This window comes from Streptomyces sp. AF1A (assembly GCF_047340315.1).
In the GTDB taxonomy this organism is placed as follows: domain Bacteria; phylum Actinomycetota; class Actinomycetes; order Streptomycetales; family Streptomycetaceae; genus Streptomyces.
Genome location: NZ_JBLEBI010000015.1, coordinates 23,047 through 39,268 on the forward strand (window position 1 = coordinate 23,047; position 16,222 = coordinate 39,268).

At 69.9% G+C, this 16,222-nt stretch carries 14 protein-coding genes; 4 read left to right on the forward strand and 10 right to left on the reverse strand.

Going from position 1 to position 16,222, the window contains the following annotated elements:
* Window positions 1-32 precede the first annotated feature (32 nt).
* The 3 genes from ACLU3S_RS07540 to ACLU3S_RS07550 are packed head-to-tail and all read left to right on the forward strand — an operon-like array spanning window position 33 to window position 3,032.
* The gene (locus ACLU3S_RS07540) at window positions 33-1,043 is read left to right on the forward strand and encodes a helix-turn-helix transcriptional regulator (protein ID WP_413950967.1); all 1,011 of its coding nucleotides are present in this window, start codon (window positions 33-35) and stop codon (window positions 1,041-1,043) included.
* A 4-nt stretch (window positions 1,044-1,047) separates the two neighbouring features.
* Entirely contained in the window at window positions 1,048-2,055 is a 1,008-nt protein-coding gene (locus ACLU3S_RS07545; RefSeq protein ID WP_413950968.1) for a LuxR C-terminal-related transcriptional regulator, read from the forward strand.
* Window positions 2,052-3,032, forward strand: coding sequence for a LuxR C-terminal-related transcriptional regulator (locus tag ACLU3S_RS07550; protein WP_413950969.1), 981 nt, complete (start codon window positions 2,052-2,054; stop codon window positions 3,030-3,032). The genes ACLU3S_RS07545 and ACLU3S_RS07550 overlap by 4 nt, the downstream gene beginning before the upstream one ends.
* Here the strand turns inward: ACLU3S_RS07550 and ACLU3S_RS07555 are convergent.
* The 7 genes from ACLU3S_RS07555 to ACLU3S_RS07585 form a co-directional block, all read right to left on the reverse strand.
* Window positions 2,995-4,035, reverse strand: a complete 1,041-nt coding sequence (locus tag ACLU3S_RS07555) for a LuxR C-terminal-related transcriptional regulator (RefSeq protein WP_413950970.1) — start codon at window positions 4,033-4,035, stop codon at window positions 2,995-2,997. The genes ACLU3S_RS07550 and ACLU3S_RS07555 overlap by 38 nt on opposite strands.
* Window positions 4,036-4,192: 157 nt before the next feature.
* Window positions 4,193-5,299, reverse strand: a complete 1,107-nt coding sequence (locus tag ACLU3S_RS07560; RefSeq protein WP_413950971.1) for a sugar ABC transporter substrate-binding protein — start codon at window positions 5,297-5,299, stop codon at window positions 4,193-4,195.
* 295 nt (window positions 5,300-5,594) lie between these two features.
* On the reverse strand, window positions 5,595-6,047 hold the full coding sequence (locus tag ACLU3S_RS07565) for a heat shock protein transcriptional repressor HspR (protein WP_330338735.1): 453 nt from the start codon (window positions 6,045-6,047) through the stop codon (window positions 5,595-5,597).
* A 5-nt stretch (window positions 6,048-6,052) separates the two neighbouring features.
* Window positions 6,053-7,219: a molecular chaperone DnaJ gene (gene dnaJ, locus ACLU3S_RS07570; RefSeq protein ID WP_413950972.1), complete on the reverse strand. Its 1,167-nt coding sequence runs from the start codon at window positions 7,217-7,219 to the stop codon at window positions 6,053-6,055.
* A 33-nt stretch (window positions 7,220-7,252) separates the two neighbouring features.
* Window positions 7,253-7,921, reverse strand: coding sequence for a nucleotide exchange factor GrpE (grpE, locus tag ACLU3S_RS07575; RefSeq protein ID WP_413950973.1), 669 nt, complete (start codon window positions 7,919-7,921; stop codon window positions 7,253-7,255).
* Window positions 7,918-9,762: a molecular chaperone DnaK gene (gene dnaK / locus ACLU3S_RS07580; RefSeq protein ID WP_413950974.1), complete on the reverse strand. Its 1,845-nt coding sequence runs from the start codon at window positions 9,760-9,762 to the stop codon at window positions 7,918-7,920. Before dnaK ends, grpE begins: the two co-directional genes overlap by 4 nt.
* A gap of 94 nt (window positions 9,763-9,856) precedes the next feature.
* Window positions 9,857-10,876 (reverse strand): MraY family glycosyltransferase, encoded by a 1,020-nt coding sequence (locus tag ACLU3S_RS07585; RefSeq protein WP_413950975.1) that lies wholly within the window; start codon window positions 10,874-10,876, stop codon window positions 9,857-9,859.
* 220 nt (window positions 10,877-11,096) lie between these two features.
* Between ACLU3S_RS07585 and ACLU3S_RS07590 the strand changes: the two genes are divergently transcribed.
* On the forward strand, window positions 11,097-13,379 hold the full coding sequence (locus tag ACLU3S_RS07590; RefSeq protein ID WP_413950976.1) for a (Fe-S)-binding protein: 2,283 nt from the start codon (window positions 11,097-11,099) through the stop codon (window positions 13,377-13,379).
* A gap of 114 nt (window positions 13,380-13,493) precedes the next feature.
* Here the strand turns inward: ACLU3S_RS07590 and fmdA are convergent, their stop codons facing one another.
* The 3 genes from fmdA to ACLU3S_RS07605 form a co-directional block, all read right to left on the reverse strand.
* Window positions 13,494-14,741, reverse strand: a complete 1,248-nt coding sequence (gene fmdA, locus ACLU3S_RS07595) for a formamidase (protein WP_413950977.1) — start codon at window positions 14,739-14,741, stop codon at window positions 13,494-13,496.
* Between the two features lie 121 nt (window positions 14,742-14,862).
* On the reverse strand, window positions 14,863-15,516 hold the full coding sequence (locus ACLU3S_RS07600; protein WP_413950978.1) for an AmiS/UreI family transporter: 654 nt from the start codon (window positions 15,514-15,516) through the stop codon (window positions 14,863-14,865).
* Window positions 15,517-15,600: 84 nt separating this feature from the next.
* Window positions 15,601-15,879 carry an FmdB family zinc ribbon protein gene (locus ACLU3S_RS07605; protein WP_413950979.1) on the reverse strand — a complete coding sequence of 93 codons (279 nt, stop codon included), beginning with the start codon at window positions 15,877-15,879 and terminating at the stop codon, window positions 15,601-15,603.
* Window positions 15,880-16,222 lie beyond the last annotated feature (343 nt).

Consider the following 16,222-nt stretch of genomic DNA (forward strand, 5'->3'; position numbering starts at 1 on the left):
GTGGCCACATAATCGATGCATCATGTTCCTGCATGTTCAGGACCCTGGGGGGTGGAGATTTGGCAACGAATCGGACTAAAGCTGCACATCCCCATGCGGTGACCGAGATGTGCGAGGAAGGGAGCCGCCTCTACGCCGATGCGCTGCGCGCCGGGCGCATCGCGCGGGCCGAGGTGGAACCGGCGCCCTGCCTGCTGGAGTTCGCCCTGCTGGACCCCGATCCCGACGATCCGGAATGGCTCCGCCCGCTTCCCGCTCCCGTGGCCCTCGCCCAGCGGCTCGGCCCGATAGAACGCGAGATCACCGAGCGCAGGCGCCTGTCCATCCGGCTTGCCGACGCATTCGAGCCGTTCATGGGGCTGAGCAGCCATATCGCGGCGAGCTCCGACTCCCTCACGGTGCTGGAGGGCGGGGAACGCATCAACGCGGCCCTCAACCAGGCCACCTCGCAGTGCCAGACCGAGGTGCTCACCGTCCAGCCCAGCGAGCGCCTGTCCGAACGGAGCCTGCTGCGCGGCCTGGAACGCGACCGGCCGCTCATCGAGCGCGGGGTACGCATCCGCACCCTCTACCAGCACACCGCGCGGTACAACCCGGAGAAGCTGGCCTACGTCGCCCAGCTCGCCAACGGCAAGGCCGAGTACCGCACCATCGACGAACTGGTGGAACGCCTCATCGTCTGCGACGAGACCGTCGCCTTCATCCCCGTGCGGGACGACCAGCAGGTCGCCCTGGAACTGCGCCACCCGGGCCTGGTCCGCTACCTGATCAAGGTCTTCGAGTTCATGTGGGACCGGGCGGTCCCGCTGAACGCCGGCGCCCGCTACGAGACGGCACCCGACGGCATCAGCGAGATCCAGCACTCCATCGCCAAGCTCCTCGTCGAGGGCCACGTGGACGAGGCGATCGCCCGCCGCCTGGGCATGAACGTGCGCACCTGCCGGGCACACATAGCCAAGCTGGCGCAGGCCCTCGGCAGCGGCAGCCGCGCCCAGCTCGGCTATCTCATCGCGCAGTCGGGCCTGCTGGACCGGGACCACTGACGCGATGACCGTGCCGATACCGCACCCCGAGCACGGCGCCGAGGAGTGGTGCCCCGCGGGCATGGAGCTGTACGAACGTGCGCTGCGCGAGGGCCGCGTCGAGTCCGCCGACGCCGAACGGGCGCCCTGCCTGGTGCAGTTCGGGCTGCTGCGGCCCGCGCCGGCCGAGCCTGAGCGGCTGGAGCCGGTGCCGCCCGCGCTCGCGCTGCACCGGCTGCTGCGGCCGGCGGAGGACCGGATCGCCGGGGAGCGCCGCCGCGAGGCCCTGCTGGCCGAGACGTTCGAGCCCCTGATGCGGATCGGCGGGCGGCGGACCGAGAACGCCGCGGACACCCCGACCCTGCGGCTGCTCAGCGGAGGGGAGCGGATCAACCAGGCCATCACCGAGGCCATGCAGGAGGCGCACCGGGAACTGCTGTCCGTCCAGCCGCACACCGTCCGCGGCGGCGGGCGCGGCGCCGAGACCCGCGCCCTGGCCCGGCGGCGCGACCAGGCGCTGCTGGACCGCGGCGGCCGCATGCGCACCCTCTACCAGCACACCCTGCGCCACTCCCCCGACATCCTCGCCTACCACCAGCAGTTGACCGGCGACCACCAGGTCCGCAGCCTCGACGAGGTCACCGACCGGCTGCTCGTGATCGACGCCGCCGTCGCCTTCCTACCGGCGAACGCCGACGGCTCCCTCGCCCTGGAGGTGCGCCACCCGGCCCTGCTCGCCTACTTCACCACCACCTTCGACCGCCTGTGGCAGCTGGCCACGCCCATGTACCCGCAGGCCGTCCGCAAGCCCACCGTGGACGGCGTCACCCCGCGCCAGCGCGCCATCGCCGCCCTGCTCGTCGAGGGCCACACCGACGCGGTGATCGCCGAGCGCCTCGGCATGAACGTCCGCACCGCCCGGGTCCACATCGCCAAGCTCGCCGCCGGCCTCGGCAGCGACAGCCGCGCCCAGCTCGGCTACCTCATCGCACGGTCCGGCCTCCTCGACCAAGAGGAGGAGACCGCGCGGTGACCCACCACGAGCACGGCGCCGAGGAGTTGTGCACGGCCGGCAGGACGCTGTACGAGCGCGCCCTGCGCGAGGGGAGCATCGGCGCCGAGGCGGCCGCCCAGGCGCCCTGCCTGACCGCTCTCGGGCTGCTGCACCCCGCCCTGGAGGACCTGAGCCGCCTGGAGCCCCTCGCGCCCGCCGCCGTACTCAACCGCTTCCTGCGTGCCTCGCGCGCCCGGATCGCCGAGGAACGCCGGCGGACGGACCGGCTGACCGAACTCTTCGAGCGCCTGCTGCGGGCCGACGGCCCCGCCGGTGCGCCCGGAGACGCGCCCACCCTGCGCCTGCTCAGCGGCACCGAGCGCATCAACGGGGCGATCGGCGAGGCCATGGCGGGGGCGACCGGCGAGGTGCGCTGCGTGCAGCCCAACGCGCACTACCACGACGAGCGCGGGCGGATCGCCCAGGCCCGTGCCATGGACCGGGACCAGGCGCTGCTCAGCCGGGGCGGCCGGATCCGCACCCTCTACCAGCACACCCAGCGCCATCTGCCGCTCACCTTCGCCCGCTACGAGCAGCTGCGCGGCCACGCCGAGGCCCGCACCCTGGACGAGCTGCCGGACCGGCAGATCATCATCGACCGGACGGTCGCGTTCGTGCCCGCCGGCGACGACCAGCGGCTCGCCCTGGAGGTACGGCACCCGGCGCTGCTCGCCTTCTTCGTCACCGCCTTCGACCGGCTGTGGCGCCTGGCCACGCCCATGTACCCGCAGGCCGTCCAGCGGCCGTCGCTGGGCGGTGTCACCCCGCGCCAGCGGGCCATCGCCGCGCTCCTGGTGGAGGGCCACACCGACGCGGTGATCGCCGAACGCCTCGGCATGAACATCCGCACCGCCCGCGTCCACATCGCCAAGCTCGCCGCCACCCTCGGCAGCGACAGCCGCGCCCAGCTCGGCTACCTCATCGCACGCTCGGGGATTCTTGGTCGGGAGCGGTGAGAGCGGCGGCCGGGCCGCGCTGCCGGCCGTCCAGGCCCACCTGGGCGATGCGGACGCCCAGCTGGGTACGGCTCGCCGCGCCGAGCGTCTCCGACAGCCGGGCGATGTGCGCGCGGCAGGTGCGCACGCTGATCCCGAGCCGCTCGGCGATCACCGCGTCCTGGTGGCCCTCGGCGAGCAGCGCGGCGATGGACTGCTCGCGGTGCGAGATGCCCTCGATGCCGGTGTCGGGCAGCGGCGCGGTGAGCGGGATGGCGAGGCGCCACAGGCGTTCGAAGACGGTCACCAGGTACTGCACCAGGGCCGGGTGGCGCAGCTCCAGGGCCATCGTGCGGTCGGCGTTGGCCGGGATGAAGGCCACCGTGCGGTCGAAGAGGATGAGCCGGTCGATGACCTCGTCCAGGGTACGGGCCTCGACCGCGTCCCCCATCAGCTCCAGGTAGTTGAGCAGGCCCTGGCCGTGCCGGGCGACATGTGTGTACAGGTCGCGCATGCGCACGCCCCGGCCGCGCAGGGCCAGCGCCCGGTGCAGCCCCTCGCTCAGCTCGGCCTCCCGCCGGATGCCGCCGGGCTGCACGGTGAGCACCTCGGTGGTGCACGCCTCGGTCGCCTCGTCCATCGCGGCCTGGATCCGGGAGAGCCCCTCCAGGACCCGTACGGCGTTGCCGCCCGCCGGTGCCGGGAGGGCGTGCGGCTGCTGTCCGAGGCCGGCGTACCACTCGAAGGCGGCCACCGCCGCGCCCACCTTGCGCTGGCTCGCGCTGACCTCGTCGTAGACCCCGCGCAGCAGCCTGGTCATGACCTCCTGCGGGGCGGTCGGCACCAGCCAGTCCATGTCGTCGGGGTCCGGGTGCAGCAGGCCCAGCTCTAGCAGGCAGGGCACCACCTCGGCGTCCGTGCGCGGCACGCGTCCCCGGCGTACGGCCCGGGAGTACACACGATCCCCGGCCTCGCACAGCCGGTCGGCACCGTGAGGATGCCCCTCCGCCCTCCGCCCGGCCATCGCCCATTCCACCCCCGGTGTGCTGCCACTTCCGCAGCGCAACTATGCGCGGCGCCGACCGGGTCCGCAACACGGCTCACCCCGACGTGGCCGCCGTGAACCACCGTTACGGGGCGGTATCGTCCAGGCGCTCCGCCCGACGGCGGGGATGCGTGGGCTACTTCAGTCCGGCCGCCTCGCACGCCGCCTTGTACTTGGGGGTGCAGATGTCGCCCACGGTGTAGATGCCGTCGGCGATGACGGTGTCCTTGATGTTCTTCTTGGTCAGGGCGACCGGCTGGACCAGCCTGGACGGGATGTCCTTGGTGGTGGGGCTGCTGGCCTTGTCCTGGGTCAGGGCATCGAACTGGATGTCCTTGCCCTGGACCTTGGTGACGGCCATCTCCGCGGCGGCCTCCGCCTCCTCCGGGTAGGACTTGTAGACGCTCATGAACTGCTCGCCGATCAGCACCCGCTGCACCGCGTCGAGTTCCGCGTCCTGGCCGGTGATCGGGGGCAGGGTGGTGACGCCGTAGGCCTTCAGGGCCTTGATGACAGCGCCCGCCATGCCGTCGTTGGCGGCGAGGACGCCCGCGATGTTGTCCTTGCCGATCGCGGCGATCGCCTGGGCCATGTTGGCCTGGGCGTTCTCCGGCTTCCAGTCCGTGGTGTCGTAGCTCTTGGCGATCGTCACGTGGCCGGTCAGCTCGGAGAGCGCGCCCTGCTTGAACTGCTTGGCGTTCGGGTCGGTGGGCGAGCCGTTCATCATGACGATCTTGTCGGAGAGGCCGGCCTTCGAGCCGAGCGCCCCCAGCAGGGAGCGGGCCTGCACCTCGCCGACGAGCTCGTTGTCGAAGGAGATGTAGGCGTCGATCGGGCCCTCGGCGAGACGGTCGTAGGCGATGACCGGAATGCCCGCGTCCTTGGCCTTCTTCACCTCGCCGGCGATGGCGTGCGAGTCGACCGCGTCGACCAGGATGACGTCGACCTTGTCGTCGATCATCTTCTGCATCTGGCCGCTCTGCCGGGCGGCGTCCGCGTTGGCGTTGAGGTACTCGACCTTGCCCTGCTTGCCGGTCAGCTCGGCGACCTTGTTCTTGATGATGGGGTAGTCGAACTTGTCGTAGCGGGTGTTGGCCTTCTCCGGCAGCAGCAGGCCCACGGTGATGTCGTTGCCCTTGGTGGGGCTTGCGCTCGCGCCGTCTCCCGTCGCGTTCAGCACACCGCAGCCGGCGAGCGAGAGGGTCATCGTGGACGCGGCCACGGATATGGCGATACGACGCATTCGAGGGCTCACTTCAGGTGCGTTCGGACGTGGGCGCTGCTATACGACCCAGGTGTCTGAAAAGACAACGCGTAGGCCACACCCGGCGTCAAGCGCCACAACTTAACGAGTCCGCAACACCACGCTCCGCTGTCCATGTGAAGAAGGCGCGTAACCACCTGCAAACGCTCTTTACGGACCCTCCATCCAAAGGAAGTTCATGGAGGTGTCCATGAGACGGCAAAGACCGCACAGCGGCAGGGGCCGGGAGGACGCGTGTCCTCCCGGCCCCTGCCGTGTTCCGCTCGGCTGGATATCAGTCCTGCTGCTGCTGCCTCTTGGGCCGCCACACCACCAACGCGCTGGTCTGCTGGACCTCCTGGTACGGGACCAGGTCGCGGCGGTAGGACGCGTGCACGGCGGCCTCGCGCTGCTGCATCGCGGCCGCCGCGCCGTCCAGGGCCGCCTCGAGCTCCGCGACGCGGGACTGCAGGGCGGCGACCTGGTTCTCCAGTTCGATGATGCGCTTGATGCCGGCCAGGTTGATGCCCTCGTCCTGCGACAACTGCTGCACCTGGCGGAGCAGTTCGATGTCGCGGGCCGAGTAGCGCCGGCCCCGGCCCGCGGTGCGGTCCGGGGAGACCAGGCCCAGGCGGTCGTACTGGCGCAGCGTCTGCGGGTGGAGTCCGGAGAGCTGGGCCGCCACCGAGATGACGTAGACCGGGGTCTCCTCGGTCAGTTCATACGGGTTACGTCGACGGCCGTCCATCACTCTCAAGCTCCCTTCGCGGCCTCGAACAGCTCCGCCCGCGGGTCCTCGCCCGCGGTCGCCTCGCGATACGCCTCCAGCGCGTCACGAGCCTTCCCCGACAGGTCCTTGGGGACACGCACCTCGACGGTGACCAACAGGTCCCCGCGGGTGCCGTCCTTGCGGACCGCGCCCTTGCCCCGCGCCCGCATCGTACGGCCGTTCGGGGTGCCGGGCGGGAGCTTGAGGGTGACGGCCGGGCCGCCGAGCGTCGGGACCCTGACCTCGCCGCCGAGGGCCGCCTCGGCGAACGTCACCGGCACGGTGACGGTGAGGTTGTCGCCCTTGCGCCCGAACACCGGGTGCTCGCCGACGTGCACCGTGACGTACAGGTCGCCCGCCGGCCCGCCCCGCTCGCCGGGCGCGCCCTTGCCGCGCAGCCGGATGCGCTGCCCGTCCGTCACCCCGGCCGGGATGCGGACCTGCATGGTGCGCGACGACTTGGCGCGGCCGCTGCCCTTGCACTCCAAGCAGGGGTGCTCGGCGATCAGGCCGCGGCCCTTGCAGTCGGGGCAGGGGTCGGTGAGCGAGAAGCCGCCACCGGAGCCCCGCGCCACCTGGCCGGTGCCGACGCAGGTCGGGCACACCCGGGGGGTGCCGTTCTTGTCGCCGGTGCCGGAACAGGCCTTGCAGGGCTGCTGGGAGGTCATCCGCAGCGGCACCGTCGCACCCTCGATCGCCTCGGTGAAGCTGAGGGTGACCTCGGTGTCGATGTCCTGGCCGCGGCGCGGCTGGGTCCGGGGCGCGCCGGTGCCGCCGCGGTTGAACAGGCCCCCGAAGACGTCGCCGAGTCCGCCGCCGAAGCCCCCGCTCTGGGCCCCTCCGCCGCCGAAGAGGTCGCCCAGGTCGAAGTTGAAGGAGCCGCCGGCGCCCGGCCCGGGGCGGAAGCCGCCGTTGCCGAACAGGGCGCGTGCCTCGTCGTACTCCTTGCGCTTCTTGGGGTCGCCGAGGACGTCGTTCGCCTCGGAGATCTCCTTGAAGCGCTCCTCGGCCTTGGCGTTGCCCTTGTTGGCGTCCGGGTGGAACTCTCGGGCGAGCTTCCGGTACGCCTTCTTGATCTCGGCCTCGGTGGCGTCCTTGGGGACGCCGAGGACCTTGTAGTAGTCCTTCTCGATGAAGTCCTTGGTGCTCATCCTCGACGTCCCTCCTTCCCCTCGGTCCTCACGTCAGCCCTCGTCCGGGCCACCGTTCTCCTTGTCGTCGGCCGCCGGGGCGCTGTCCTCGGCGCCCTCCGCCTTGTCCGCCTTCACGGTCTGCGCGCCGGGCTGCGGTTCGGCGACGGCCACCCGCGCGGGGCGGATGGTGCGCTCGCCGATGCGATACCCGGGCTGCAGGATCGCCACGCAGGTGGTCTCCGTGACGTCCGGCGCGTAGGAGTGCATCAGGGCCTCGTGGATGGTCGGGTCGAAGGGCTCGCCCTCCTTGCCGAACTGCTGCAGGCCCATCTTCGCCGCGACGGTCTCCAGCGACTCGGCCACCGACTTGAAGCCGCCGACCAGTTCGCCGTGTTCCCGCGCGCGGCCGATGTCGTCGAGCACGGGCAGGAGTTCGGTCAGGAGGTTCGCGATGGCGATCTCCCGGACCGCGACCCGGTCCCGCTCGACGCGGCGGCGGTAGTTCTGGTATTCGGCCTGGAGGCGCTGGAGGTCCGCGGTGCGCTCGCCGAGCGCGGTGCGCACCTGGTCCAGCTGGGCCACCAGGCCCGCTGTCTCGTTCGCGTCCCCGGCCGGGGCCGCCCCCTCCTTGGGGGAGGCGGCCTTCGGCTCGGCGTCGTCGGGTGTGGCGCCTGAGGGGACGTCGGGCTTCTCGTCAAAGCCCGGGGTCTCCTCCGTCACGCGGCACCGTCCTTGCGCTCGTCGTCCACGATCTCGGCGTCGACGACGTCGTCGTCGGCCTTGGCCTCACCGGCACCGGCGGACGCGCCGCCCGCGGCCTGCGCGGCCTGGGCGTCGGCGTACATGGCCTGGCCCAGCTTCTGCGAGACGGCCGCGACCTTCTCGGTGGCGGTGCGGATCTCGGCGGTGTCCTCGCCCTTGAGCTTCTCCTTGAGCTCGGCGACGGCGGACTCCACCTCGGTCTTGATCTCGCCGGGGACCTTGTCCTCGTTGTCCTTGAGGAACTTCTCGGTCTGGTAGACCAGCTGCTCGCCCTGGTTGCGGGTCTCGGCGGCCTCGCGGCGCTTGTGGTCCTCCTCCGCGTAGCGCTCGGCCTCCTCGCGCATGCGGTCGACCTCGTCCTTCGGCAGCGAGGAGCCGCCGGTGACGGTCATCTTCTGCTCCTTGCCCGTGCCCAGGTCCTTGGCGGTCACGTGCATGATGCCGTTGGCGTCGATGTCGAAGGAGACCTCGATCTGCGGGACGCCGCGCGGGGCCGGCGGCAGACCGGTCAGCTCGAACATGCCGAGCTTCTTGTTGTACGCCGCGATCTCGCGCTCGCCCTGGTAGACCTGGATCTGCACCGACGGCTGGTTGTCCTCGGCCGTGGTGAAGATCTCCGAGCGCTTGGTCGGGATCGTGGTGTTGCGCTCGATCAGCTTGGTCATGATGCCGCCCTTGGTCTCGATGCCGAGGGACAGCGGGGTGACGTCGAGCAGCAGGACGTCCTTGACCTCGCCCTTGAGGACACCGGCCTGGAGCGAGGCGCCGATGGCGACGACCTCGTCCGGGTTCACGCCCTTGTTGGCCTCCTTGCCGCCGGTCAGCTCCTTGACGAGCTCGGCGACGGCGGGCATGCGGGTGGAGCCGCCGACGAGGACGACGTGGTCGATCTCGTTGATGGAGATGCCGGCGTCCTTGATGACGTTGTGGAACGGCGTCTTGCAGCGCTCCAGCAGGTCCGCGGTCAGCTGCTGGAACTGGGCGCGGGTGAGCTTCTCGTCCAGGTGCAGCGGGCCCTCGGCGGACGCCGTGATGTACGGCAGGTTGATCGAGGTCTCGGTGGAGGAGGACAGCTCGATCTTGGCCTTCTCCGCCGCCTCGCGCAGGCGCTGAAGGGCCATCTTGTCCTTGGACAGGTCCACGCCGTGGCCGGACTGGAACTGCTTGACCAGGTAGTCGACGACGCGCTGGTCCCAGTCGTCACCACCGAGGTGGTTGTCGCCGTTGGTGGCCTTCACCTCGACGACGCCGTCGCCGATCTCCAGCAGCGAGACGTCGAAGGTGCCGCCGCCGAGGTCGAAGACCAGGATGGTCTGGTCGTCCTTGTCCAGGCCGTAGGCCAGGGCGGCCGCGGTCGGCTCGTTGACGATGCGCAGCACGTTCAGGCCGGCGATCTCGCCGGCCTCCTTGGTGGCCTGGCGCTCGGCGTCATTGAAGTACGCGGGGACCGTGATGACCGCGTCGGTCACCTTCTCGCCCAGGTAGGCCTCCGCGTCCCGCTTCAGCTTCTGCAGCACGAAGGCGCTGATCTGCTGCGGGTTGAAGTCCTTGCCGTCGAGGTTGATCTTCCAGTCGGTGCCCATGTGGCGCTTGACCGACCGGATGGTCCTGTCGACGTTGGTGACGGCCTGACGCTTGGCCACCTCGCCGACCAGCACCTCGCCGTTCTTGGCGAAGGCGACGACGGACGGCGTGGTCCTGGCGCCCTCGGCGTTGGTGATGACGGTGGGCTCGCCGCCCTCCAGAACGCTGACGACGGAGTTAGTCGTGCCCAGGTCGATGCCGACCGCACGTGCCATGGTTGATTCCTCCAGCTGACTTGAGTGGAACAGGCTCAAGTGTGCACGAGCGATCCGCCCGGGTCAACAGACCTGAGTCAACTGGACTCAACTCTTATCCGCTCCTTACACGCAACCGCGCGCTGACCTGCGTAGATGCCGTCCGACGGGGGTGGGGAACAGGGGTGCGAAGGAGTACGAGCACGGCGAACAGCGCCCCTCCGCCCGCCCACAGCGCGGCCCCCTCCCCGGTCCAGCCGGTGTGCACGAGCACCCCGACGAGCACCGTGGAGAAGGAGCCCGCCCCCAGCAGCACCACCGCACCCGGCGGGGTGAGCCCGAACCGCCGCATCCGGTGCGCGAGATGGTCCGGGCCCCGCCGCAGCAGCGGGCGCCGGCCCAGCAGCCGGGCGAGCACCACCAGGACGGCGTCGGCCGCCGCGACCGCGCCGAGGCAGAACACCACGGCCACGCTCGGCCCGAGTGCGTACCCCGCGCGCGTGAAGACGACGGCAGAGGACAGCAGGAATCCGGTGAACAGCGAGCCGCAGGCGCCGAGCCCGATCCGCGCGGGGTGCCAGTTGTGCATCAGGAAGCCGGTGAGGGCGGCGGCGAACACGCTCAGCAGGACGGCGAGCCCGTCCATCACCTCGGCGGCGGCGACCAGGCCCGCCCCGAAGGCCGTGATCACCCCGACCGTGCCGGCCAGCCCGTCGGCGTGGTCGAGCCCCTTGAAGGCCAGGGAGGCGAGGACGATCCAGCCGACGGCCAGGACGCCGCCCACCGCCCCGGTCTCGTCGTACGGCACCACACAGGCCGCCGCGACCGCCGTCCCGGCGACGAGCACGCGCGCGCGCAGCCGCCACACGTCGGCGACCAGACCCAGCGCGGCGACCGCGGCGGCGGCCACCAGCAGGCGCCCGACGCCCTCGCCGAGCGGGGCGATCCCGGTGTACTCCCCCATCCAGGCGACCAGGCAGGTGACGCCGACGACGGCGACGCCGCCGAGAAGCGGAAGGGGACGCTGCCGGCGCCGGTCGACGACTCCCGCCCGCAGTGCGGGCACCCGGAGCAGTGCCGCCAGCACGGCGGTGAGAAGGAGGGCGGCCGTGGCCGCGGCGATCCCGTAGAGCACGGCTCTAAGGTAGGGGCGAAAGTAGCAATTCGGTACGAATAACACGATCGGATTGCCTGCGACATGATGAGGGAGGCACGCTCAGCGATCCAGATCACCCCGCGCTCGGCTGCATCCCGGCGGAAGATGGGGGTAATCTCAGAGGACTAGATAAGTTACCGCTTAGTAATAACGATCAGTCAATTCGCTCAGTTGACTCGAGGCCGCCTCAGGAGCCCCAATGCAACTCGCCGCGATCATCGTGTCGCTGGTGCTCGCCGTGGTCGGTGTGGCGCTGTTCGGCCGAGCCATCGCCCAGATCTACCGGTTCGTACGGCTCGGTCAGGACGTGCCGGCGGGCACCCGAACCAATGACTGGACCGCCCGCGCCGCCACGGTGATCAGGGAGTTCCTCGGCCACACCCGGATGAACCGCTGGGGCGTGGTCGGCGTCGCCCACTGGTTCGTCGCCGTCGGCTTCTTCTCGCTCGTGCTGACCCTGGTGAACGCCTTCGGCCAGCTCTTCCAGGCCGACTGGGCGCTGCCCATCATCGGTCACTGGCTGCCGTACGAGCTGTTCGTCGAGGTCATCGGCACCATGACGACGCTCGGCATCCTCACCCTGATCGTCATCCGGCAGCTCAGCCACCCGCGCCGGCCCGGCCGCAAGTCCCGGTTCGCGGGCTCCAACTTCGGCCAGGCCTACTTCGTCGAGGCCGTGATCCTGATCATCGGCCTGGCGATCATGACGCTGCGCGGCCTGGAGGGCGCGATGGCCGGCGTCGACCACTACGAGGCCGGGTACTTCGCCTCGTACCCGCTGGTCGCCGCCTTCCACGGGCTGAGCGTCTCCACCCTGCAGAACCTGGTCTACCTGACGGCGATGATCAAGATCGCGACGTCCTTCATCTGGATGATCACGGTCTCGCTGATGACCGACATGGGTGTGGCCTGGCACCGCTTCCTGGCGTTCCCGAACATCTTCTTCAAGCGCTACGCCACCGGTGAGACCTCCCTCGGCGCCCTGCTGCCGATGACCTCCGGCGGCAAGCCGATCGACTTCAGCGACCCGGGCGAGGACGACGTCTTCGGCGTCTCCCAGGTCGAGCACTTCTCCTGGAAGGGCCTGCTGGACTTCTCCACCTGCACCGAGTGCGGCCGCTGCCAGTCGCAGTGCCCGGCCTGGAACACGGGCAAGCCGCTCTCCCCGAAGCTGCTGATCATGTCCCTGCGGGACCACGCGCACGCCAAGGCGCCGTACCTGCTCGCGGGCGGCGGCAAGACCATGGAGGGCGAGGAGAAGGCCTCCGAGGAGCAGCTGAAGGACGTCCCGGCCGCCGCGCTGGCCGAGGCCGAGCGTCCGCTGATCGGCACCGCCGAGGAGAACGGCGTCATCGACCCGGACGTGCTGTGGTCCTGCACCACCTGCGGCGCGTGCGTGGAGCAGTGCCCGGTGGACATCGAGCACGTCGACCACATCGTCGACATGCGCCGCTACCAGGTGATGATCGAGTCCGCGTTCCCCTCCGAGGCGGGCACGATGCTCAAGAACCTGGAGAAGAAGGGCAACCCCTGGGGTCTGGCCAAGAAGCAGCGGCTGGAGTGGACCAAGGAGGTCGACTTCGAGGTCCCGGTCGTCGGCAAGGACATCGAGGACCTCTCCGAGGTCGAGTACCTGTACTGGGTCGGCTGTGCCGGCGCCCTGGAGGACCGCGCGAAGAAGACCACCAAGGCCTTCGCCGAGCTGCTGCACATCGCGGGCGTGAAGTTCGCGATCATGGGCGGCGACGAGAAGTGCACCGGTGACTCCGCCCGCCGCCTGGGCAACGAGCCCCTGTTCCAGGAGCTCGGCATGGAGAACGTGATGGCCCTGAACACGGCGTTCGGCGAGGAGCTGGACGACGACGGCAAGGTCACCGCGGAGTCGAGGAAGCCGAGGTCGGCGAAGAAGATCGTCGCCACCTGCCCGCACTGCCTCAACACGCTCGGCAACGAGTACCCGCAGCTCGGCGGCGACTACGAGGTCATCCACCACACCCAGCTGCTGCAGCACCTGGTCGACGAGGGCAAGCTGGTCCCCGTCACCCCGGTCGAGGGCCTCATCACCTACCACGACCCCTGCTACCTGGGCCGCCACAACAAGATCTACACGCCTCCGCGCGAGATCATCGGCAAGGTCCCGGGCCTGCGCAACGAGGAGATGCACCGACACAAGGAGCGCGGCTTCTGCTGCGGCGCCGGCGGCGCCCGGATGTGGATGGAGGAGCGGATCGGCAAGCGCATCAACAACGAGCGCGTCGACGAGGCCCTGTCCCTGAACCCGGACATCGTCTCCACCGCCTGCCCGTTCTGCCTGGTCATGCTCACCGACTCGGTCAACGGCAAGAAGAACGAGGGCCAGGCCAAGGAGTCCATCCAGGTCGTGGACGTGGCCCAGCTGCTCCTCGACTCCGTCAGGACACCGGTCGACCCGGCGGGCCAGGCGGAGAGCGAGACCGAGCCGGAGCCGGAGCCGGTGAAGTAACAGCGGCTCCCAAGGCTCTACGAGGCTCTACGACAACGAGGGCGCCCCCTGCCGCACAGGCAGGGGGCGCCCTCGCGTACGCGTGCTCGGGCCCTGCCGGCCGCCGGGCTCTGCTCAGCCGGCCACGGCGCACTGCCCGCGGTCCGCGGCCTTCGGTCCCTCCGCGGTGGGACGGACGTCGAAGTCGAAGATCCCGGTGGGCAGGTAAAGGGAGCAGCAGGCGTTGGGGATGTCGACGATCCCGCTGACGCGTCCCTCGATCGGCGCCGAACCGAGCAGCAGGTACGCCTGCTCCCCGGTGTACCCGAACCTCTTCAGGTACTCGACGGCGTTGAGGCAGGCACGGCGGTAGGCGACCGTCGCATCCAGGTAGTAGTTGGTGTCGGTGTCGTGGTCCACGGAGATCCCGATGAAGGACATGAACTCCGAGTACCGCGGCTCGACGTTGCCCGGCATGAAGACGGGGTTCGTCTTGATGCCGTACTTCTCCATGCCGCCCTTGATCAGATCGACGTGGAAGTCGATGAACCCGCCCATCTCGATGGCGCCGCAGAACGTGATCTCTCCGTCGCCCTGGCTGAAGTGCAGGTCACCGCCGGAGAGCTTGGCGTCCTTGACGTGGACGGGGTAGAAGACCCGGGCTCCACGGGTGAAGTTCTTGATGTCGTGGTTGCCACCGTTCTCCCGTGCGGGCACCGTGCGCGCGCCCTCCCGGGCGATGTGCTCGGCTTCCGATCCGGACGCCCGGCCGCACAGGGCCTGGTCGGGGTCGGGAGTCAGGCCCAGCGGCGGGACGCGGTTCGGGTCGGTGTCGACCAGGGCCTGCTCACGCCTGTTCCAGCGCTCCAGCAGTTCCGCGGACGGCGCGGTGCCGAACAGGCCGGGGTGCGTGATACCGGTGAAGCGCACACCGGGAAGGTGCCTGGACGTCGCCTCCTGGCCGTGGAAGTCCCAGATCGCCTTGTAGGCGTCCGGGAAGTAGTCCGTCAGGAATCCTCCGCCGTTGGCCTTGGCGAAGACGCCGGTGTATCCCCAGCCCTGCCCGGGAGCGTCCCCGGTCTGCTGCGGCACCGGCCCGAGGTCCATGATGTCCACGATCAGCAGATCGCCCGGCTCCGCGCCTTCGACACCGATCGGCCCGCTGAGCATGTGCGCCCGCTTGAGGTCGACGTCGCGCACGTCGTTGGCGGAGTCGTTGTTGCCGATCTGCGCGTCGGTCCACTCACGGCACTCGACGCGGAACTCGTCCCCCGGACGGACCATGGCGACAGTGGGGACGTCCGGGTGCCACCTGTTGTGCCCGGGCACATCCTGCTCGCCCATCGGCCGGGACTGGTCGACGCTGAAGACTACGTCAGGCATGTCAACTCCTCGTGTGCTGCTGCCGGTGATCCAGACGGCATGGCACCCGGGGCCCTGCCCGGGCGCCCTCACGCTGTTGCTCGCGTCTCCTCGACCACCTCCCGTGCCTCTCCGCGCAGGGTCAGCCGTGGCTGCCGGCCGGGTACCCCGGGGCGCCGTACTCCTGCGTGGGCCGGCGCGGCCCCCGGTGGCGGAGTACGAACCACAGCGCGGTGAAGGTCAGCACGGCGAAGGCACCCAGCGCGATCGCCGTCTCGGAGAAGTTCCCCGGAACCCAGTAACCGGTCAGCAGCAGGAACGCCGGAATGACACCGGTCACCCAGCCCTCGATCGCGGTGACCCAGCCCACATAGGGCGTCAGCGACTCGATTTTCAGTCCCAGCAGCAGGAAGAAAAGGAACCAGAGGAACGCCCAGTAGAGCCAGATCACACCGAAGGGCTGGTCCTTCACCAGCCGGAAACTGGCATAGGAGAACCCCAGGGCCACGATGGCCACGAACAGCGAGTAATAACCCACACCGTTCGTGTCGAGTCCCATGAGAAGGCCGATTCCCACGTACAGGTACGTGAAGCCGAACAGGAATATTCCCGACGCCAGCATGATGCGCGTGGGATCCCCGTTCGCGGCGATGATGAGGTAGGTGGGTGTGACGACCTGGAGCCCGCCGACGAACAGGTTGAATATCGCTGCCGCCCGGCTGTCCACCTTGCCCAGCAGCATCAGCCCGTTCATGAACAGGACGGCGCCCACGAAGAGAAGTCCGACGTTGGCCAAGAGGACACACCTCCAGAATGATCCGCTGCCGTCGCGGGGACCGCCCCGAACGCGCTCTCCGGACCAGGTGTGGGTACGCGGCTGTCAGGTCCTGGGCAGCCGGGCGAGCGCCGGATGCGTCGCGCCCGGCGTGCTGGGTCCGGCGGGAACCCGGGTCACCACCTCGGGCTTCTCCCGGGACTTCTCCTCCCGCTCGCGCAGGGCCCCGATCGCCCGCGGTGTCGAGGCGAACGCCGGAGAGGAGTACACGCGCCGCGCGGTGCCCGAGCACCGTGGGCAGCTCTGCCGCGTCGGCGCGGTGCCGATCGGCAACTTCACATCGAACGATCCGCAGCGGCTGCAGGAATACTCATACGTCGCCATGGAAATCTCCGCCCGCCGGGTTTCCTGCCCTTGGACGCACTGCCGCGGGCCGATGGAACGTCGCGAAACTTGCGCCTACATACAAGGCAACCCCTCGAACGACGGGGTGTCAAGGCGAGCGATGAGGCGCCCGGGAACCGACGCGGCGGAGACGTGATTCGGCGTGCGCAAAAAAGCGGGCCGGGCCGCGCTTACGCGGCCCGGCCCGATCCGCCGGTCTGCTCAGTGCAGGAGCGCCCGCAACGGAACCATCAACGAAACCAACGGAACCCTCAGCGGAACCTTCCGCAAAACCTTCCGCGGAACCCTCGACAGAACCCTCGACAAAACCCCTCGACAGAAC

What these genes read in the sequence shown, in the direction of transcription:
- ACLU3S_RS07540 (WP_413950967.1), top strand. Translation starts at nt 33, where the DNA reads ATGTTCAGGACCCTGGGGGGTGGAGATTTGGCAACGAATCGGACTAAA.
- ACLU3S_RS07545 (WP_413950968.1), top strand. Translation starts at nt 1,048, where the DNA reads ATGACCGTGCCGATACCGCACCCCGAGCACGGCGCCGAGGAGTGGTGC.
- ACLU3S_RS07555 (WP_413950970.1), bottom strand. Translation starts at nt 4,035, where the DNA reads ATGGCCGGGCGGAGGGCGGAGGGGCATCCTCACGGTGCCGACCGGCTG.
- ACLU3S_RS07560 (WP_413950971.1), bottom strand. Translation starts at nt 5,299, where the DNA reads ATGCGTCGTATCGCCATATCCGTGGCCGCGTCCACGATGACCCTCTCG.
- ACLU3S_RS07565 (WP_330338735.1), bottom strand. Translation starts at nt 6,047, where the DNA reads ATGGACGGCCGTCGACGTAACCCGTATGAACTGACCGAGGAGACCCCG.
- dnaJ (WP_413950972.1), bottom strand. Translation starts at nt 7,219, where the DNA reads ATGAGCACCAAGGACTTCATCGAGAAGGACTACTACAAGGTCCTCGGC.
- dnaK (WP_413950974.1), bottom strand. Translation starts at nt 9,762, where the DNA reads ATGGCACGTGCGGTCGGCATCGACCTGGGCACGACTAACTCCGTCGTC.
- ACLU3S_RS07590 (WP_413950976.1), top strand. Translation starts at nt 11,097, where the DNA reads ATGCAACTCGCCGCGATCATCGTGTCGCTGGTGCTCGCCGTGGTCGGT.
- fmdA (WP_413950977.1), bottom strand. Translation starts at nt 14,741, where the DNA reads ATGCCTGACGTAGTCTTCAGCGTCGACCAGTCCCGGCCGATGGGCGAG.
- ACLU3S_RS07605 (WP_413950979.1), bottom strand. Translation starts at nt 15,879, where the DNA reads ATGGCGACGTATGAGTATTCCTGCAGCCGCTGCGGATCGTTCGATGTG.